The sequence below is a fragment of the Shewanella sp. MF05960 genome (assembly GCF_050849305.1).
Lineage (GTDB): Bacteria > Pseudomonadota > Gammaproteobacteria > Enterobacterales > Shewanellaceae > Shewanella.
In genome coordinates, this window is record NZ_JBOZPS010000001.1 from 182706 (window position 1) to 203717 (window position 21012).

The window sequence follows — 21012 nt, forward strand, 5'->3', positions numbered from 1 at the left end:
AAAGACAGTTGTTTCAACCATTCCGCGAAAAATCCATTTTAGCGCGCGAAAATAAAACTTTGTAGAGTACAAACCTTTATATAAAACTACGATACTTAGACAATAATTTTAGATAAAAATTTCAGTAGTTGAGATGTTTTTCATTTTATTTTTTAAAATTTGGAGCCGCTATAAGCGGCTCCAATATAACTAACTCGCTAGCAACTAGATTTTGTAAGTTGCAGTAAGGAAGTGAGTCCAACCAGTTGTATCTAAACCACCCCAGTTTGCATTCTTAAATGCACCGTCATTTAAGCCGTATGCATGATAGAAATACTTACCGCCATAGCCTAGTGCGAAACGGTCTGTATGGTAGTAAAGACCAAAGAATACAGCGCCACCATGTTCGGTATTGTTATACTTTCCATCTACAAAATTAGTACCAGAAATCTTCTCATCCATATCAAACTGGTAATCGACATAACCCTGGAACGAAAGGAAGCTCTTATCATCAAAGAAAACAAATGGCTTAAACCAGTTAGCAGAGAACTGGTAACCGTTCCAATCTTTACGATTAATGTCATAAGTAGCGAAAAGGTTCATCCCTGTTTTACCTAACCAAGGTACATTAACGTCAGCGCCAAGACCCCAGAAAGACATGTTAACGTCGCCTTGAGTATAAGCCTCAAGGCTTCCACTGAAATCTTGAGTATTTGCAGTGTAAGTACCAGTTGTTCCACCACCGCCCCAGTTGAATAAAGTCGAGAAGTAAACTTCTTGTACTGGGCCGAAAGACAAATCAGTACCAGTGATCGCGTCAAGAGAGAAGCGAGGAGCTAACTTCATGAACATTTTACTAGCGTTATTGGTTTTATCACCTGAATCGCTGTTAGCTAAGTTGAATACGTCGACATAACCGTATAAATCAACGAAACCTGAGCGGCCGCCAAATTCCATTTCTAAGTAGTTATGTGTAGCTTCATCTTTGTTCGCAATTGGATGCTCATCAATCGCATACATAATGTTAAACTGCATCCACTTATAGTCAGCAGCATGAATATCACCAGTTTGCTCAGCAGCTGAAGCAGTAAATGCTGTACCAGCTAAAGCTAGAGTACCTGCTAATGCTAAAGTATTTAATTTTTTCATCATCAACCCCATGTATATTATTAAACTATCTTCTTGGATAGCACTTCTTTTTAATTCACTCGTATTTTACCGTTAATGATACAAATCTCAACATTAAATCGATAAAAAACGAATACAAAATTCTTTTTTGTGAACAATGTCGCGACTTTATGTCTACATATTGCTAACAAATTAACAAGCTGAACACTGACTAGAGGCTTTAACGCATCCTCTTTCGCAGTATTCGATAAGCCTATAACTTCGCATCGGAAATGGTGGATTAACACAAAAATCAATAACAACGTTCTTACAAACTGGGCCTTTAACATTGACTCACTAAAGACCCAGTGATTGAGGTTTTACCCTCGAGATTAACTCTTAACTTAGATAGCTAAGAATAGACCGGCTAATGTCGCGCTCATTAAGTTAGCTAATGAACCAGCGATAACAGCACGGATACCTAATCTTGCAAGGTCATGGCGACGTGAAGGAGCCATAGCACCTAAACCACCAAGTAGAATTGCAATAGAAGATAAGTTAGCGAATCCACACAATGCGAAAGAGATAATGGCTTTCGTACGGTCTGTCATCACAGCTTGAGTTGCTTCAACCAAGATACCACCATCAGCAACATCTTTTAGATAAGGAGCAAAGTTCAAGTATGCAACGAATTCGTTTACAACAATCTTTTGACCGATGAAAGAACCCGCAACTAATGCTTCGTTCCAAGGTACACCGATTAAGAATGCTAAAGGCATGAAGATATAACCAAGGATAAGTTCTAGAGTAATACCCTCTAAACCAAACCAACCTGTTACACCACCAATGATACCGTTGATCATAGCGATTAAGCCTACGAATGCGATCAACATTGCACCAACGTTAATGGCTAAACTCATACCTGAAGAAGCACCACCTGCAGCAGCGTCAAGGACGTTAGCTGGCTTATCTGGGTCTTCTGGTAGGTTTTCCATTTCGTTAATAGCTGTTTCTGTTTCAGGGTGCATCAGTTTAGCCATTAATAGACCACCTGGTGCCGCCATGAATGACGCAGCAACTAAGTATTCAATTGGAACACCCATTTGCGCATAACCGGCTAATACAGAACCTGCGATAGAAGCAAGACCACCCACCATGATGGCGAATAGTTCAGATTGAGTCATTGTCGCAATAAATGGACGAACAACTAAAGGCGCTTCAGTTTGGCCAACGAAGATGTTAGCGGTAGCAGACATAGATTCAGTACGACTTGTACCTAATGCTTTTTGTAAAGCACCACCGATAATACGGATAATCCACTGCATGATGCCTAAATAGTAAAGCACTGCAATTAAAGAAGAGAAGAATACAATGACTGGTAATACGTTAATGGCGAAAATAAAACCAACTTTGAAGTTAGCTAAATCACCAAATAAGAAGCTAATACCTGCTTGTGCATAACTAATCACACTTGATACTGCGTCTGAAACACCTTTCAGAATATCTTTACCGATTGGAACATATAATACGAAACCCGCGAAGAATGCTTGAATTGCTAAAGCACCACCAACAGTACGTACGTTAATTGCTTTTTTATTATTTGATAGTAGAAAACCTATCACAAGTAGGGTGACCACCCCTACTAAACTCATTAAAATATCCATTAATCATCACCCTTTTGTTAACAGTTTTTTTGAATGTTGTTAACTCACCTAATTTCCGTTGATGATTATAACTGAGCGTGAAACGAAAAGCGTCGTTTTGATCAACTTTTTAGAGTTTAATTTCAACCTCTTAGGCAAATAAGTGTTTTATTTGCGATTCCGTTTCTAGAAAAAGGATTAAAGCTCAAATAGTTGCAGCGCATTTTTATTCAACTGTTCTAATATACAGACAGTTTCACTTTTCTTTAAAAATGAGATTTCGGACACAATTCTGTTTAAGACAAGTGGGGTGTTGCGCGTATTAGGTTGGTCAAAAGGGCTCATACTGGGTGAGTCTGTTTCCAATAAAAAGTGTTCCAAAGGTAATTCGACCACAGTTTGCCGAAGCTTTTTGGCACTGGGGTTGAGCAATAATCCACCAACCCCTAATTTAAATCCAAGTGCAATGTACCGCTCAGCAATTTGGCGGTTTCCATAAAAGCCATGAACCACACCACCGCGACTCGGCCGTACCCGAGCTAATAGTGTCAGTAACTCTTGATGGGCTTTGACCGAATGTAAAATGACCGGTAATTGATACGTTTGAGCAAGCTGTAATTGTTTTTCGAGTAACAACAATTGCTTATCTGACCAATGATGTAATTTATCTAAACCACACTCTCCAACAGCCACCAAACGCTTATTTTCTCTACATTCCTGCAGTTTTCTATCCAGCAGAAATATTGCACTGTCAATATCATCTGGGACATACCAAGGATGGATACCAAGTGCAAAGTACCATTGATACTTTTCGGCTAACGCCAATTGTTTTTGCCACTGTTCAACAGCGACACCTGGAATGATGGCTGACGAAATGCCATGTTTGCTCATCTCAGAAACGAGCTCGTCTCGGTCATTATCAAACTCAGGCATATCAAGATGTGCATGGGTATCGATCATATATCACCTACTATTTAATATAACTGCCGATAAAATTAGCATAAAAAACACTCTGACGATAAATGCAGTATTAGGTGAACAACAAGGGGGTCAATAATCAAGGGCGTTATGAATGACCAATATTTACGAGCAGAAAGATTTGACATCACACAAACAGGTTAATTGCTGTGATAACGCTAATAAAAACACAATAAAAAAGGTGGCAACGCCACCCTTTTAACATTAAACCAACATAACGATTAACAATTAGTGTTCACGAGTCTTTGCAAACTCTACGTCAGGATAACGTTCCATAGACAGATTCAAGTTGACCATGGTTGGCGCAATATAAGTCAGGTTATCACCGCCATCTAATGCAAGGTTTGGACTACACTTACGACGAAACTCTTCAAGTTTACGTTCGTCTTTGCAATAAACCCAACGTGCGGTACTGACGCTAATCCCTTCGTAAATAGCCTCAACGTTGTATTCACTTTTTAAGCGACCCACTACCACTTCAAACTGCAACACACCGACCGCACCAACAATCAAATCATTGGAATCAATAGGTCTAAACACCTGCACAGCGCCCTCTTCAGACAACTGCACTAAGCCTTTAAGTAACTGCTTTTGTTTTAATGGATCTTTTAAGCGAATTCGGCGGAACATTTCTGGTGCAAAATTAGGTACACCCGTAAAACGAATTTTTTCGCCTTGAGTAAAAGTATCACCAATGCGCATCGTGCCATGGTTATGCAATCCAATAATATCACCAGGGTATGCAGTTTCAGCACGATTACGATCACCCGCCATAAAGGTTAAGGCGTCACTCACGTTTACATCTTTACCAATACGTACATGATGCATTTTCATGCCTTGCTCATACTTACCAGAACAAACACGCATAAAGGCAACACGGTCACGGTGTTTAGGATCCATGTTTGCCTGGATCTTGAAAATAAAACCAGAGAATTTCTCTTCACTTGGCAATACTTTACGAGCATCCGTTTCACGCGGTAATGGCTTAGGAGACCACTCAACGATACCGTCGAGAATATGGTCAACGCCAAAATTACCTAACGCAGTACCGAAATATACAGGCGTTAATTCACCTTTCAAAAATGCTTCTAGATCAAATTCATGTGAAGCACCCGCCACTAATTCCATTTCATCGCGGATTTCTGATGCGTATGAGCCTAGCGCTTTATCTAATTCAGGATTATTCAATCCTTTAATGATGCGCTCTTCTTGGATCGTATGCCCCATACCACTTTGGTACAGAATCACTTCGTCACGCAGAATATGATAAACACCTTTAAACTCTTTACCTGAACCAATCGGCCAAGTAATTGGCGCACAGGCAATTTTTAAAATGTCTTCAACTTCATCCATCAACTCGATTGGATCACGAATATCACGGTCACATTTATTCATGAACGTAACGATAGGCGTATCGCGTAAACGAGTGACTTCCATTAATTTAATCGTTCGATCTTCTACACCTTTGGCAGAATCGATCACCATCAAACAAGAGTCTACAGCGGTTAGTGTACGGTAAGTGTCTTCTGAGAAGTCTTCGTGACCTGGCGTATCAAGTAAGTTGATAAGTGCGCCACCGTAAGGAAATTGCATCACAGAAGTCGTGATAGAGATACCACGATCTTTTTCCATCTCCATCCAGTCAGACTTTGCATGCTGTCCTGACTTTTTACCTTTTACCGTACCGGCTTTTTGTAAAGCCTGTCCGAATAAAAGTACCTTTTCGGTGATGGTGGTTTTACCCGCATCGGGGTGCGAAATGATGGCGAAGGTACGACGCTTGTCGACCTCAACGTTGTTGCCTGACATGTTAACCTTGCACTAGCCGCTAAAAAAGGCGCAAATTATAGCGCCTATCGGCATAATTGGCTAGGCAAACTGATGTTTAGCCTTTGTTAGATAATTCAGCCGCCTGTTGAATGATATTTTTCATCTTTGCCAATTCAATTCTGGCATAACGATGTTCAACAAAATCATAAATATTGGTCGCAAGCGTTAAGCGGTAAAAATTAGCGGCTTGTTGATATTGCCCATTGGCTGCAGCTTGCTTAGCTAAGTAAAAATAAGCTTCGCATAAGCGCTCTGCGTATTCTTTTGGTTGCGACAAGCCCACTTTTGCTGCGGCAAACACTTGCTCTTGGTTAATCTTACCTAAATAAAAGTCAACTAATACACTCGCCCAATCTTCACTTTTTAACTGTTGGCGTTGCAGCGCTAAGTCAGCTAAAGCTTGATTTTTATCGACAGCTGATGACATTAAATACAGCCACAAAACCCGATAACCATCACTCGGATCTCGCGCAAGAAAAGCTTGCATATCTTCAACGGCTAATTGAAAACGTTCACCATAATACAATGCAATACCGCGATTAAGGTAAGCATAGTCATAACCAGGAGAAAGTTCTAACACGCCATCAAACGCTTCATAAGCGCTGTCAAACTCACCTTCTTGGGTGTAATAAATACCTAAGAAATTATAAGCATCGGCTAAATCAGGTTGTAGTTTAATCGCTTGATGAAAATCAATTCGGCCTAACAAGCGCAAACCGACACTGTCGTAGATGACGCCACGGTCATAATGAAAACGTGCACGTTGTTCGTCTGTCAGTTCCATTGTTGCTAAAATTTCATTTAACTTAGCTAATGTGACTTCCATTTTATAATCTGGCATAACCGGTGCGACAATCATTTGCCCAGTGACATTCTCACTCGAGCTTTGCGTAGCAGCACAGCCTGACAACAACATACTTGCACCGACAACAACGGCAATAACTGTGGTGCGTAGTTTACATTCCATCCGCTTGACCTTATCAGGTTTTATTAATATTCAATATCATAGCAATCTGGCCATCTAAGAGCTATGGACTAACAGAGATTATTTCAATAAACATAAAAAAAGGAGATCATATGATCTCCTTTTTTAATCGCTTAACACGCTAAATTACATTACTCAGCGGCTGCTTTGGTTTGTGCTTCTTTAATTGACAATCTTACGCGGCCTTGACGATCCACTTCCATCACTTTAACAGCAACTTCTTGGTTCATTTCAAGGTGGTCAGATACATTAGCTACACGCTCATCACTGATTTGTGAGATGTGAACTAAGCCATCTTTACCTGGAAGAATGTTAACGAATGCACCGAAATCAACGATACGAATCACTTTACCATTGTAAATACGACCGACTTCAACTTCAGCAGTGATTTCTTCAATACGACGGATAGCTTCTTTAGTCGCTTCACCGTTTGAAGAAGCAATCTTCACAGTACCGTCGTCATCTAATTCAATCGTAGTACCGGTTTCTTCAGTAAGAGCACGAATAACTGCGCCGCCTTTACCAATAACATCACGGATTTTTTCTGGATTGATTTTGATAGTCGTAATACGTGGAGCATGTGCAGAGATATCGCCACGGTGTGAACCAATCGCTTGATCCATTACATTTAGAATATGTACGCGAGCGCCATATGCTTGTTGTAATGCGATATCCATAATTTCTTTAGTGATACCTTCAATCTTGATATCCATCTGCAGAGCAGTAATACCATCACGAGTACCAGCAACTTTAAAGTCCATGTCACCTAAATGATCTTCATCACCTAGGATGTCAGAAAGGACAACGAAATCGTCACCTTCTTTAACTAGACCCATTGCAATACCGGCAACAGAAGTCTTGATTGGTACACCAGCATCCATAAGTGCTAATGAAGTACCACAAACAGAAGCCATTGAGCTTGAACCGTTTGATTCAGTAATTTCTGAAACAACACGGATGCTGTACGGGAATTCTTCAGCTGTAGGCATAACGGCATTCATACCACGCCAAGCTAACTTACCGTGACCGATTTCGCGACGCTTAGGTGAACCGACCATGCCAGTTTCACCAACTGAATATGGAGGGAAGTTATAATGAAGCATAAAGCGGTTTGTGCGCTCGCCCATGATGCTATCAATTTTTTGAGCATCACGTTCAGTACCTAAAGTACAGGTTACTAAAGCCTGAGTTTCACCACGAGTAAACAATGAACTGCCGTGAGTACGTGGAAGTACGCCAGCAAGTACGTTTAGTGCGCGGATCATATCAGGTTCACGACCGTCGATACGTGGCTTGCCACTGATAATACGACCACGAACAACTTTCTTCTCAAGGCTACCAAGTAAGTTGTCTACTTCGCGAGTATCAACATCTGGGTTTTCAGCAACTAAAGCCGCTTTTGCAGCAGCTTTAACAATACCGACTTGAACATAACGGTCTTGCTTAACTTCAATTTGATAAGCTTCTGTCATGCCCGCTTCAGCAAGATCTTTAATCTTAGCTACTAACACTTCATCTTGAACTGGTGCAGTCCAATCCCAAGTTGGCTTGCCAGCTTCAGCTTTAAATTCAGCGATGGCATCAACAACAACTTGTTGTTGATCATGTCCGTAAGTTACCGCACCTAACATGATTTCTTCTGCAAGCGCCTTCGCTTCAGATTCAACCATAAGTACAGCAGCTTTAGTACCTGCTACGACTAAGTTAAGTGAGCTAGTTGCAAGCTGTTCTACTGTTGGGTTAAGTACATATTCGTTATTAATATAACCAACACGCGCTGCACCTAGTGGGCCGCTGAAAGGAATACCAGAAATAGCTAACGCAGCTGAAGTACCAATCATCGAAACAATATCTGGCTCGATTTGTGGATCAACAGAAACCACAGTGATGATAACTTGAACTTCGTTTTTAAAACCGTTAGGGAATAAAGGACGGATAGGACGGTCGATAAGACGGGCAATAAGCGTTTCATCTTCAGAAGGACGACCTTCGCGCTTGAAGAAACCGCCTGGGATTTTACCCGCTGCATAGGTTTTTTCTTGATAGTTAACAGTTAGCGGGAAAAAGTCACGGCTTAAATCCGCTACTTTCTTTCCAACTACAGTAACTAATACTGTGGTATCACCCATGCTTGCTAAAACTGCAGCATCTGCTTGACGTGCAATAACACCTGTTTCTAAGGTGACTGTATGTTGACCATACTCAAAACTCTTTACAATTGGATTCACGTGACCCATTCCTTAATTTAATGACCTTTAATTACGCGCACAAGTATACTGCAATTAGCTTGAATAGTTAAATAGACGCGATATCGAGAATGAAAAAAAAGTAAAATAATCATTTTTCTACAACAGAAACCCATATTAATCGCGCTTTTGTTATAAATGATTCAACTTTTGTTACAAATAAGCCATTATAGGTCAATCTTCAATCGGATGACTAATGACAAAAGCAGTCAATTTGACTAGAGTTAACGACAATATCAAGCAATAAAACAGAATAGATAGGTCAGTATCGACCTTAAAAGATACCAATATAGACCTGAGAATATTTCAATATAAAAACAATAAATTATTTGCGTTCACAGCTTACTTTGCTGTGCTAGTTAAACAAAATAGTCACTTACGCGACACGGAATATGACATGACCGCCAGCTTTAAGTCTTTAACATGGAAACAAACGAACTTAGTGGTTTTCACCGCTTTGTTTTTTGCCATTGCTATTTTTATAGTCGAAATAGCCATTCAAGTCATTTCAACCAAAAACCAACTCAGTGATGCGCAACAAGAACTGCTTAATTCGGTCGAACAAACTACCACCAATGCTGTCTGGTCTCTGGATGACAAACTCGCTAGCCAAACCCTTGAAGGCATTATAAAAGTCGACAATGTAGGCTCTGCAGTAATCGAGCTCGATGATGGTTCATTGTTTGTCACTACCTCAAATCCCGTCGATAAATCGTCAGCGACTTACACTAATTTAAGCCAACGCTTATTTGGTGATTTAAGAGAAATATCTAGGCCTTTGTATCGCCCGTTTTACTTTGAGGGTAATAAAGAGCAACAACTCATTGGTACACTGACCGTTTTTTATGACACTCAAAGACTCACCAATAAATTATTCAGCCAACTTAAATTAGGCTTAATTGCCACTTTAGCACGCGCCCTGCTACTCACATTGGTGCTGAGCGTTGTGTTTCACCGCTTTTTAACTCAGCCTATTGCACGTATTAGCGAAGCTATTGATAAAATCGATCCTGATTCGCCAGATGAAAACCTCTTGCCTATGTCTCCCGCGCACAAAGACGACGAGCTTGGCTTAGTGACCAGTAAATTTAATCAAATTCTGCTGCAGTTTAGCCAAACTCAAAACAAATTACGTAAAATGGCGACCCGAGATCCGTTAACAGGGTTACCAAATCGCACTCTGTTACTCGAAACGCTAAATGTGACGATTCAGCGTTCACGGGTTCACAAACGTAACTTTGCACTTTTATTCATCGATTTAGACCGTTTCAAAAACGTCAATGACTCGCTTGGGCATGCGCTAGGAGACCAATTTTTAGCACGAATCGCTCGCATATTAGAGCGTGTTGTTGGTGATAGAGGTAGTGTTGCTAGGCTCGGTGGTGATGAGTTTGTCATTTTAGCTGATGAAATCCAAACCCCCGCTCAAGCAGCTGACTTTGTCGATAAACTATTAATTCAGTTAAATGCACCAGTTCAATTAAATGAACACGCTATTCATCCTGCTGCGTCAATTGGGATTTCGATTTACCCTGAAGACGGTGACACAGCAGAAGATCTTATCAGACATGCTGACATTGCCATGTATAGCGCTAAGGCTGCGGGTTCTAACCAATGGTCTTTCTTTAAACAACAAATGACCGAACGTGCTGCGGTAAGGCTTCGTACTGAAGCATCGTTACATGATGCATTGAAAAACAATGAATTCTTATTATATTTCCAGCCAAAGTTTGATTTGAAGACAAATAAAGTTGTCGGTTGTGAAGCACTTATTCGCTGGCAAAAAGATGGCAGGCTAATCAGCCCGATGTCGTTTATCCCGGTAGCAGAAGAGACTGGTATTATTATTCCTATTGGTCGATGGGTCATTGAACAAAGCTGTAAAGTCATTCGTGAATGGCAACGTAAATACAATTATGCCATCCCCATTGCCGTCAATGTGGCCTCTCAACAGTTTGCCGATGCCAGTTTAGTACCCGATATTAAGCAACTTGCGATTCGATACCAAATTCGTCCTGAGTTGTTAGAAGTCGAAATTACTGAAACATCATTAATGAACGATGTAGAACAAGCCATAGTAAAGCTTGAACAGCTCAAATCAGCTGGGTTTGGTATCGCAGTCGATGATTTTGGAACCGGATATTCGTCACTATCTTACCTACGACATTTGCCTATTACGACAATGAAAATCGATCGGGCTTTTGTGAGTGACTTGCCTGAAGACAGCGCGATAGCATCAACTATTTTGATGTTAGGTCGCCAGTTGGATTTAACCATTGTGGCAGAAGGAATTGAAAATGAAGAACAGTTGCAATGGCTTAAAGATAATCAATGTGAAATCGGTCAAGGTTTTTTCTTTAGCCAACCCTTGCCACTAGAAGAATTTGAACAAAAATACATCATGTCTGAAACAGCACAAATCGTTCGCATATAGCGTTTGAACAGCCATTTTAATCGAACGGTCACATAGTGAATTTAAATCGAGTACCGTTGAAGTAATACCATTTCGCTTTAATAGTAAAGACTCGTTAATAGTTATCAGTGCTATAAATTTTGATTAATCACAAATTTTAGACAATAAAAAAGGAGGCTAAAGCCTCCTTTTTTACGGTTTAGTTCACTTACATTAGTAAGCGATACATCGAATTAACGACGTAAACCTAACTTCTTGATCAGAACAGCATAACGCTCTGAGTCAGTACGCTTTAGGTAAGCTGTAAGCTTACGACGAGCGCTAACCATGCGTAATAGACCACGACGTGAGTGGTGATCATGGATGTGCTCTTTAAAGTGACCTTGAAGGTGGTTAATTTGAGCAGTTAGTAAAGCTACTTGAACTTCAGTTGAACCAGTATCGTTTTCGCAACGACCAAATTCAGCTAAAATTTTTGCTTTTGCTTCAGCACTTAGTGACATGTGTATCTCCAAAAAAAGTAAATGTATCTCTAGCCGATCACTAACTCAGCCAGAGCGAGCGCGGTATTCTAACTAGATTAGAGAGTAACCGCAATAAAAAAGCATATAAAACTGATCAATTAGGCTATTTAGTGCCAATAACATTATTCAGCAGTGTCGTGCATCACAATGAGTCTTTTAGGCGCTAATAAGCCATCATCGTTCATACTACCAATACCAACAAACTTACGCTCATCACCGATGGTAATACGCACTAAACAGTCAGGTTTTAACCCAGAAGCCTGAATCGCTTGACCTTGCATGACGTAATATAACATTGCGTCTGGGAGGTTAATTTCAGGGAAATTAGCCACTGCTGTATCCATTGGTAACAATAATGGATCTAACAAGGTTTTAGGGGCAATTTCTTGTTCTTGTGCTTGCGCTAATAGTGCTTCTAGCTCAGCGAGACTCACCATTTTTTCATATGGGTATTCTGCAACCTGCGTACGGCGCAACATAATCACATGAGCACCACACCCTAGCATTTCGCCTAAATCATCAATGATTGTGCGAATATACGTGCCTTTAGAGCAATGAATGTCTAACGTTAACTCATCACCTTCGAGTTTAATAAAATTAAGCTCGAATACCGTTATAGGACGAGACTCTCTAGGAACCTCAATACCTTCACGGGCATATTTATATAAAGGCTGACCTTGATATTTTAATGCCGAATACATTGATGGAATTTGTTGTGTGGTTCCACGAAAAAACTCAAGCTTTTCATCAAGAAGGGCCTGAGTAAAATCCACTGGACGCGTTTGCACCACTTCGCCATCTGAGTCACTGGTGTCAGTACGTTGACCAAGCTTTGCTGTGACAAGGTAGCGTTTATCAGCATCTAATAAATGCTGAGAAAACTTAGTTGCCTCACCTAAACAAATAGGCAACATGCCAGTGGCTAATGGATCTAATGCGCCAGTATGACCAGCTTTGTTTGCATTAAAGATACGCTTAACCTTTTGCAAAGCAAAGTTAGAGCTCATGCCAGTATCTTTATCGAGTAATACGATTCCGTCGATGAAGCGACCTTTAGGGCGACGAGCCATTAATCTTGCTCCTTGTCACCATCAACAGATTCACTGCTATCTGATGCTTGTGGGTCATATTGCTGCTGCTTAGCTTTATCTTTGCTGATGACTTGAGTCACTAGGTTAGACATACGCATGCCTTCTACCAATGAGCTGTCATAAACAAAACGCAATTCAGGCATAACACGTAATTTCATACGTCCTGCCACTAATGTGCGTATGTAAGGCGCCGCTGCACTTAGTGCATCAATTTTCTGCTGAACAAGTTCAATGTCTTCTTCAAAGAAAGTTACAAACACTTTTGCATAGCTTAAATCACGTGAAACGTCTACGTCGTTTACGGTTACAAAGCCAATGCGGGGATCTTTCATATCGCGTTGTAACACCATTGCAAGTTCTTGCTGGAGTTGCTGCGCAATACGTCTTGTACGACTAAATTCTTTTGCCATGATGATGTGCCATAACGTTGGGTATACAATCAAAAAGGGCGGCTAATGCCGCCCTTCCAATGGTGCTTATAAGGTGCGAGCTATTTCGACTATTTCGAAGACCTCAATTTGGTCTCCTACGCGAACGTCATTATAGTTCTTCACGCCGATACCACATTCCATGCCATTACGGACTTCTTGTGCATCGTCTTTAAAGCGACGTAATGATTCAAGTTCACCTTCGAAGATAACCACGTTTTCACGAAGTACACGAATAGGCGCACTACGCTTAACAAGACCTTCGGTAACCATACAACCGGCAATAGCGCCTAGTTTAGGAGACTTAAACACATCACGAACTTCAGCTAGACCAATAATAACTTGCTTAAATTCTGGTGCAAGCATACCGGTCATTGCAGCACGAACTTCATCAATTAAGTTATAGATGATGCTGTAATAACGTAAATCAACACTTTCTGCTTCAATAGTCTTACGAGCCTGTGCATCCGCTCGGACGTTAAAGCCGACTAAAATTGCATTTGATGCTGCTGCAAGGGTTGCATCAGTTTCAGTTAGTGCACCTACGCCACGCGCAATGATGTTCACTTTAACTTCGTCTGTAGACAGTTTAGTTAATGATTCACAAATTGCTTCTAATGAACCTTGTACATCAGCTTTAAGTACGATGTTCAGCTCTTGTACTTCACCTTCTTCCATGTTCGCGAACATGTTTTCTAGCTTAGACTTCTGCTGACGCGCTAACTTAACATCACGGAACTTGCCTTGACGATAAAGTGCGACTTCACGTGCTTTACGCTCATCACGAACTACAGTAGCTTCATCACCTGCTGAAGGAACACCTGAAAGACCTAAAATCTCAACAGGAATAGAAGGACCCGCTTCAGTGATTGCTTTACCGTTTTCGTCTTTCATTGCACGGATTTTACCGTACTCTAAACCACATAAAACGATATCGCCTTGGCGTAATGTACCTTCTTGAACCAAGATAGTTGCTACTGGGCCACGACCTTTATCAAGTTGCGATTCAATAACCACACCAGCTGCCATAGTATCGCGTACCGCTTTAAGTTCTAACACTTCAGCTTGTAACAAGATACCTTCTAACAGTGCATCAACACCTTCACCCGTTTTGGCTGATAAGTGAACGAACATGTTATCTCCGCCCCAATCATCAGACATAACACCGTGTTGAGACAGCTCACTCTTAACGCGTTCAGGATCAGCATCTGGCTTATCCATTTTGTTAATCGCTACGATTAACGGCACGTTACCGGCTTTAGCATGTTGAATAGCTTCAATCGTCTGCGGCATTACACCGTCATCGGCAGCAACAACAAGAATAACGATATCTGTCGCTTTAGCACCACGAGCACGCATTGACGTAAATGCCGCGTGACCAGGGGTGTCTAAGAAGGTGATCATGCCATTGTCAGTTTCAACATGGTATGCACCAATGTGCTGAGTAATACCACCGGCTTCGCCAGCAGCAACTTTTGCACGACGGATATAATCAAGTAGAGATGTCTTACCATGGTCAACGTGGCCCATAATGGTCACAACAGGTGCACGAGACTCAAGCTTGATATTGTCATCACGGTCTTGCAGTACTTGATGCTCTAATTCGTTATCACGGATTAGCACCACTTTATGACCCATTTCTTCTGCAACCATTTGGGCAGTTTCTTGGTCAAGTACTTGGTTAATCGTTACCATTGAACCCATTTTCATCATTTGCTTGATGATCTCAGTGGCTTTAATTGCCATTAAGTGAGCAAGTTCAGAAACGGTAACAGTTTCGCCGATACGTACATCACGGCTTACAGCTGCGGCTGGCTTGTTAAAGCCATGCGCCATTGACTGTGGTGCAGTACTGCGATTACGCATGTGTTTTTCACGACCGTCACGCGCATCTTTACCACCACGTTTCTTATTGGTGTTTTTGTTGCGTGCACGACGACCACGTTTTTCATCATCGGCATCAGAACTGTCTTCTGCTGCACGAGCAACTTTAGACGTTGTAATGTGGTGATCGCTGTTCTTTTCCGCTTCTAGGCGTAAACGCTCTTCATCGGCCCAACGCTTCGAGTTTTCTTCAGCTAATTTGCGAGCTTTTTCTGCCGCTTGCGCTGCTTCTTCTTTCTGCTTTTCGGTTAATACCGCTTCTTGAGTTGCTTTTAAGCGCTCTGCTTCAGCTTTTGCTGCTGCAGTTTCTGGATCGGTTACTTTAGGCGCTTTTGGCTCTGCTTTCGCTTTTTCTGATTTCACTTTGGCTTCTGCTTCTGCTTTTTTCTTGGCTTCTGCATCAGCTTTTGCTTTCGCTTCTGCTGCTGCCTTTGCTTCTGCTTCAACCTTTGCTTTAGCTTCCGCTTCAGCCTGGGCTTTTTCTTGCGCTTCTAATTCAGCTTGTTTAGCTAAATCAGTGTCATCACGTTTAACAAAAGTACGCTTTTTACGGACTTCTACTTTCACGTCTTTAGATTGACCACCAGTGCTTGCAACGCTTAACGTTGACACTGTTTTACGCTGAAGCGTCATTTTAGTCGGTGCAGAATCTGCGCCGTGCTGTTTTTTCAGAAAGTCTAAAAGCTGCTGCTTTTCCTGTTCTGAAACGGTATCTTTCTGTTGTTTCTTAATACCAGCATCTGAAAATTGTTCGATTAAACGCTCAACCGATTTTCCTACTTCTGCTGCTAATTTTTCTACGCTTGTATCTGCCATCAATTAAATCCCCCTGTTGATCGACTTATGCTTCTTCGCCAAACCAACAGATGTTGCGGGCAGCCATAATAAGCTCACCTGCTTTTTCTTCTGTTAATTCTTCAATATCAATTAAATCGTCAATACCTTGCTCGGCCAAGTCTTCTAAAGTCACTACGCCTTTGCTCGCGAGAACATAAGCTAAATGTCTTTCTAATCCTTCCAATGCTAATAAGTCATCACTTGGCTCTGCACCATCTAACGCTTCTTCAGTAGCTAGAGCTCTTGTCGAGATAGCTGCTTTTGCACGTTCACGTAATGCCGCGACGATTCCTTCGTCAAAGCCTTCTATTGCGAGTAGTTCAGATTCTGGTACATAAGCGATTTCTTCAAGCGAAGTAAATCCTTCATCAGCCAGTACTGCCGCAAAATCTTTGTCTACATCTAGCGAAGCAACAAACAAATCAATCACTTTCGCACTTTCGGCTTGGTGTTTCTTGTTCATGTCTTCTACTGTCATTACGTTCAGTTCCCAACCAGTTAGTTGAGTCGCTAAACGTACGTTTTGACCGTTACGGCCAATAGCTTGCGCTAAGCTGTCAGCTTCAACAGCGATGTCCATCGAGTGGTTATCTTCGTCCACAATGATAGACGCAACATCAGCCGGCGCCATGGCGTTGATCACATATTGAGCAGGATTATCATCCCACAACACGATATCAACACGTTCGCCACCTAATTCATTGGAAACGGCTTGTACGCGTGCACCACGCATACCAACACAAGCACCTATCGGATCGATGCGACGGTCATTTGACTTAACCGCGATTTTAGCTCGGGCACCAGGATCACGTGCAGCACCCATTACTTCGATTAGCTCGTCGTAAATTTCAGGCACTTCTACACGAAAAAGCTCGATTAACATTTCAGGCTTGCTGCGTGTTAAAAATATCTGAGCACCACGCGCTTCTGGGCGTACTGCGTACAATAATGCACGAACACGGTCACCAGGACGAAATGATTCGCGGCTGATTAAATCTTCTCTAAATATAACACCGTCTGCATTGTTGCCTAAATCAACAACAATACTTTCACGTGAGCTTTTCTTAACGATACCAGTAACAATTTCGCCTTCACGCTCAATAAACTGTTCCACAATTTGTGCACGTTCAGCTTCACGTACTTTTTGTACGATAACTTGTTTAGCAGTTTGTGTTGTGATGCGATCAAATGCGACTGAGTCAATTTGGTCTTCAATATACTCTCCCACTAGAATACCTGGCTCTTCAAAAAGAGCGGCTTCAAGTGTGATTTCACTGTACGGGTTTTCTAAGGCTTCACCCTTATCGTCAACCACCATCCAACGACGGAAAGTATCGTAGTTACCTGTTTTGCGATCAATGGCAACACGAACTTCAATATCACCTTCGTATTTTTTCTTGGTAGCAGTAGCTAAAGCAATTTCTAGCGCTTCAAAAATCTTTTCGCGCGGAACGCCTTTTTCATTGGAAACCGCTTCTGCGACTAGCAGGATCTCTTTATTCATTTGGTCTTGCCTCGTTCTTCACCTGAAACTATCAAAACTTAGCGATAATGTTGCCTTTGCGGATGTTATCCAAAGCAACAATCAAGTCTTTACCATCAACTTTGATGGTGAGCATTTGCCCATCAACACTAGTGATGACGCCTTTTAGATTTCGACTACCCGCAACAGGCATAGTCAACTGTACTTTCGCATCTTCACCGATGTAAGCGGCATACTGCGCTGCTGTAAATAACGGTCTATCTACTCCAGGCGAAGATACTTCTAATGTGTATTCTGTAGAAATCGGGTCTTCAACATCCATAACTGCGCTAACTTGACGACTGGCCTCAGCACAATCTTCAATGTTGATGCCATTCTCGTGATCAATAAACACACGTAGAATTGAATGACGACCAGCTTGAACATATTCAATGCCCCAAAGCTGAAAGCCTGACGCTTCAACTGGAACCGTTAACATTTCAACTAGCTTGGATTCTATTGTTGCCAAAAATGACCCCCAAAAAAAACAAAAAAAGGGCTAAAAGCCCCAGAGCAACCCGTCAATATCACGGGTATTTAAAAGTCCATATAACAAAAAACCCCGTAATCACGAGGTCATTTTATTATAGAACCTGTAAATTGCGATTTAATTTCAAACAGAAAATAAATCACAAGGAGCTGGTTGCGGGGGCCGGACTTGAACCGACGACCTTCGGGTTATGAGCCCGACGAGCTACCAACTGCTCCACCCCGCGTCAACTGTTTGCAAGTATATTGATTTACGTCATATCTTGCAATAACTAATCAAACACAATCCTTAGTTTGTTAGTTATAATTTGGTGCCGAGAGCGGGACTTGAACCCGCACGTCCGTTAGGACACAGCCACCTCAAGGCTGCGCGTCTACCAATTCCACCACCTCGGCGTAAACTAGTTTACTAGTCAGGAATTTTAGTTTCTGACTGTTCGGTTTGCACAGGCGCTTCATCAATGATTTGCTCTGCTGCAGTACCTAAATCGTTCCATTGATCATTCTGCTGTGTGTGGTTGGCACTTAAATTACCAATCACTAAACTTAACGCGAAAAAACCAATCGCCAAGACAGCAGTAGAACGGGTCAGAAAGTTACCTGAACCGCTTGAGCCAAATAACGTGCCTGAAGCACCGGCTCCGAAAGATGCGCCCATATCGGCACCCTTTCCTTGTTGAATTAAAATTAAGCCTACTAGACCTAACGCAACCACCAAGTATACAACTATAAGAACTTCGTACATATTATTACGCGCTCATCGCTATGGTACATAAACTTAAAAACTCAGTTGAGTTCAGACTTGCACCGCCAATCAGACCACCATCAACATCAGGTTGGGCAAAAATATCTGCCGCATTATTGGGGGTAACACTACCACCGTAAAGAATCCTAATGTTCTCTCCAATAAATGGAGACACTTCAGAGAGGCGGCTGCGAATAAACGCATGTACTTCTTGTGCCTGCTCTGGTGTAGCGCTTTTACCCGTTCCTACTGCCCATAAAGGTTCGTAGGCGATAATCGCGTTATCAAAAGCCATGGTGCCGTTTTTTTCAATAACAATATCTAACTCTTCAGCAATCACCTCAAAGGTGCGTCTTGCTTCTCGAGCTGGACCTGATTCACCAACACAAAGTATCGGTGTGAGTCCGTGTTTTTGTGCAGCAGCAAATTTTTCTGCCACAATATTACTCGTCTCTCCGTACATACGGCGACGTTCGGAATGGCCGATAATAACATATCGACATCCTGAATCTTTTAGCATCTGCCCAGATATTTCACCGGTGTACGCGCCAAAGTCATGTTGACTTAGATTTTGCGCGCCCATTCTAACAAGCGCACCGTCTAACGTTTGCTTATTTGCTTCAAGCAGTTGCCTAACACTTTCAAGATAAATTGAAGGCGGGCATAAAACCACTTCAGCTGAATCATTTTGGAGCTTCGAGGCAAACTTCTTAAAAAGCTCTTCAGCTAATGCTGAATTACCATTCATTTTCCAGTTGCCAGCTACCATAGGACGTCTGAGTGCCATCACTGTCTCCTTTGAAAGCGGCGTGAATAATAGCGAACCACTTATCAAGTTACAATAGCTAAAAGGGGAATATTTCAGATTAATGGTCGAAGCGTCTACTTTTTAAGCGCGCAACGACATTCCTGAATATTCAAATAATTAACATGCTGCTTTTACCGCCTCTGCGATACTATTTGCATGTGCAAGTACTTGCGAGTGGTCATCTCCTTCGACCATGACTCGGATTAACGGCTCGGTACCTGACTTACGCAGTAATACTCGTCCGCGAGCACCCAATTGTGCTTCCACTTTTACCTGCGCCATTTTAACCGCATCGGTGTCGAGTGGATTGGTGGTTCCTTCAAAGCGAACATTCACCAGTACCTGAGGTAACATCTTCATTGGCTCAGTGAGTTGTTCAAGCGTTGCTTGCTGTCTTCTCATTGCGGCAAGTACCAAAATACCAGCTACAATACCGTCGCCAGTGGTACCATGATCGAGGTTAAGAATGTGGCCTGAATTTTCACCACCGATACGCCAGTCATGTTGCTTTAACATTTCCATTACGTACCGATCACCCACATTTGAACGAACAAACGGAATATCAAGCGCTTGCAGTGCTAAGTCTAACCCTAAATTAGACATTAAGGTACCCACTACACCGCCTTTTAAAATACCACGCTTTTGCGCATCTACGGCTAAAATATATAATATTTGATCGCCATCTATGACTTCGCCACGATTGTTAACCATCATAATGCGATCGCCGTCACCATCGAGGGCGATGCCTAAATCAGCATTTTCGGCTAATACCGTTTCGCATATTTTGGCCATTGAGGTGGCGCCAACTTTGTCGTTAATGTTTAAACCGTTTGGTTTATCACCAATAGCAATAACATCTGCACCCAATTCCCTAAATACATTCGGAGCGATATGATAAGTCGCACCATGAGCGCAATCTACGACAATCTTTAATCCTTCCAAAGTATGATCTGCCGGGAAATTTCCTTTGCAGTATTCAATATAACGCCCAGCGGCATCCTCTATACGGCGCGCCTTACCTAATAAATGAGACTCGACACACACTAGAGGCTTTTCAAGTTCGGCTTCAATCTCAAGCTCAATAGCATCATCAAGCTTGCTGCCGTCAGTTGAAAAGAATTTGATACCATTGTCGTAGTAAGGGTTATGCGACGCACTGATAACCACACCCGCTTCGGCTCTAAATGTTCTGGTTAAATAGGCCACTGCAGGAGTCGGCATTGGTCCTAATAACAACACATTTAAACCCGCGGCAGATAAGCCGGCTTCTAATGCTGACTCAAATAAATACCCTGAAATACGAGTGTCTTTGCCAATGATGACTTTTTGAGTGCCATTTCTGGACAAAACACGACCCGCAGCCCAACCAAGTTTTAATGCCAACTCAGGGGTCATTTTTCCGTCACCCACTTTGCCGCGAATGCCGTCAGTCCCAAAAAATTTTCTTTGCTTCACAGTTCCCCACTTAAGTGATTCACTTTGTGTTAAATATTATTATGATTT

16 protein-coding genes and 2 tRNA genes are annotated in these 21012 nt (G+C 41.9%); 1 reads left to right on the forward strand and 17 read right to left on the reverse strand.

Annotation, left to right across the window (positions count from 1 at the left end; translation table 11 throughout):
- Nucleotides 1–204: 204 nt before the first annotated feature.
- The 6 genes from ACROAE_RS00795 to pnp all read right to left on the reverse strand — a co-directional run bounded on the left by ACROAE_RS00795 (nt 205) and on the right by pnp (nt 8750).
- Nucleotides 205–1128, reverse strand: a complete 924-nt coding sequence (locus ACROAE_RS00795; protein WP_432399206.1) for an outer membrane protein OmpK — start codon at nt 1126–1128, stop codon at nt 205–207.
- 362 nt (nt 1129–1490) lie between these two features.
- Nucleotides 1491–2750, reverse strand: coding sequence for a NupC/NupG family nucleoside CNT transporter (locus ACROAE_RS00800; RefSeq protein WP_432399022.1), 1260 nt, complete (start codon nt 2748–2750; stop codon nt 1491–1493).
- A 177-nt stretch (nt 2751–2927) separates the two neighbouring features.
- On the reverse strand, nt 2928–3689 hold the full coding sequence (locus ACROAE_RS00805; protein ID WP_432399024.1) for a TatD family hydrolase: 762 nt from the start codon (nt 3687–3689) through the stop codon (nt 2928–2930).
- A 246-nt stretch (nt 3690–3935) separates the two neighbouring features.
- Nucleotides 3936–5516, reverse strand: a complete 1581-nt coding sequence (prfC, locus tag ACROAE_RS00810) for a peptide chain release factor 3 (protein WP_432399026.1) — start codon at nt 5514–5516, stop codon at nt 3936–3938.
- 76 nt (nt 5517–5592) lie between these two features.
- A complete protein-coding gene (gene nlpI / locus ACROAE_RS00815) occupies nt 5593–6504 on the reverse strand; it encodes a lipoprotein NlpI (RefSeq protein ID WP_432399027.1) in 912 nt (303 codons plus the stop codon).
- Nucleotides 6505–6653: 149 nt separating this feature from the next.
- Nucleotides 6654–8750, reverse strand: coding sequence for a polyribonucleotide nucleotidyltransferase (gene pnp / locus ACROAE_RS00820; RefSeq protein WP_432399028.1), 2097 nt, complete (start codon nt 8748–8750; stop codon nt 6654–6656).
- A 415-nt stretch (nt 8751–9165) separates the two neighbouring features.
- On the opposite strand from pnp, the gene ACROAE_RS00825 reads away from it, so the two are divergent.
- A complete protein-coding gene (locus ACROAE_RS00825; RefSeq protein ID WP_432399029.1) occupies nt 9166–11202 on the forward strand; it encodes a putative bifunctional diguanylate cyclase/phosphodiesterase in 2037 nt (678 codons plus the stop codon).
- Nucleotides 11203–11414: 212 nt separating this feature from the next.
- On the opposite strand, the gene rpsO is transcribed toward ACROAE_RS00825, so the two are convergent.
- From rpsO to glmM, 11 genes are all read right to left on the reverse strand, one after another.
- Nucleotides 11415–11684, reverse strand: coding sequence for a 30S ribosomal protein S15 (rpsO, locus tag ACROAE_RS00830; protein WP_432399030.1), 270 nt, complete (start codon nt 11682–11684; stop codon nt 11415–11417).
- Nucleotides 11685–11827: 143 nt separating this feature from the next.
- Nucleotides 11828–12775 (reverse strand): tRNA pseudouridine(55) synthase TruB, encoded by a 948-nt coding sequence (truB, locus tag ACROAE_RS00835; RefSeq protein ID WP_432399031.1) that lies wholly within the window; start codon nt 12773–12775, stop codon nt 11828–11830.
- Entirely contained in the window at nt 12775–13206 is a 432-nt protein-coding gene (gene rbfA / locus ACROAE_RS00840) for a 30S ribosome-binding factor RbfA (protein WP_432399032.1), read from the reverse strand. The genes truB and rbfA overlap by 1 nt, the downstream gene beginning before the upstream one ends.
- Before the next feature lie 66 nt (nt 13207–13272).
- Complete coding sequence (gene infB / locus ACROAE_RS00845) at nt 13273–15924, reverse strand: translation initiation factor IF-2 (RefSeq protein ID WP_432399033.1); 2652 nt, start codon at nt 15922–15924, stop codon at nt 13273–13275.
- A gap of 25 nt (nt 15925–15949) precedes the next feature.
- Nucleotides 15950–17449 carry a transcription termination factor NusA gene (gene nusA / locus ACROAE_RS00850; RefSeq protein WP_432399035.1) on the reverse strand — a complete coding sequence of 500 codons (1500 nt, stop codon included), beginning with the start codon at nt 17447–17449 and terminating at the stop codon, nt 15950–15952.
- A gap of 31 nt (nt 17450–17480) precedes the next feature.
- Nucleotides 17481–17936 (reverse strand): ribosome maturation factor RimP, encoded by a 456-nt coding sequence (rimP, locus tag ACROAE_RS00855; RefSeq protein WP_160055251.1) that lies wholly within the window; start codon nt 17934–17936, stop codon nt 17481–17483.
- 171 nt (nt 17937–18107) lie between these two features.
- Nucleotides 18108–18183, reverse strand: a tRNA-Met gene (locus ACROAE_RS00860).
- A gap of 82 nt (nt 18184–18265) precedes the next feature.
- Nucleotides 18266–18352, reverse strand: a tRNA-Leu gene (locus tag ACROAE_RS00865).
- Between the two features lie 13 nt (nt 18353–18365).
- Nucleotides 18366–18701 (reverse strand): preprotein translocase subunit SecG, encoded by a 336-nt coding sequence (gene secG / locus ACROAE_RS00870; RefSeq protein WP_188923917.1) that lies wholly within the window; start codon nt 18699–18701, stop codon nt 18366–18368.
- 4 nt (nt 18702–18705) lie between these two features.
- Entirely contained in the window at nt 18706–19488 is a 783-nt protein-coding gene (tpiA, locus tag ACROAE_RS00875; protein ID WP_188954199.1) for a triose-phosphate isomerase, read from the reverse strand.
- Between the two features lie 138 nt (nt 19489–19626).
- The gene (gene glmM, locus ACROAE_RS00880; protein ID WP_432399036.1) at nt 19627–20964 is read right to left on the reverse strand and encodes a phosphoglucosamine mutase; all 1338 of its coding nucleotides are present in this window, start codon (nt 20962–20964) and stop codon (nt 19627–19629) included.
- Between the last annotated feature and the right edge of the window lie 48 nt (nt 20965–21012).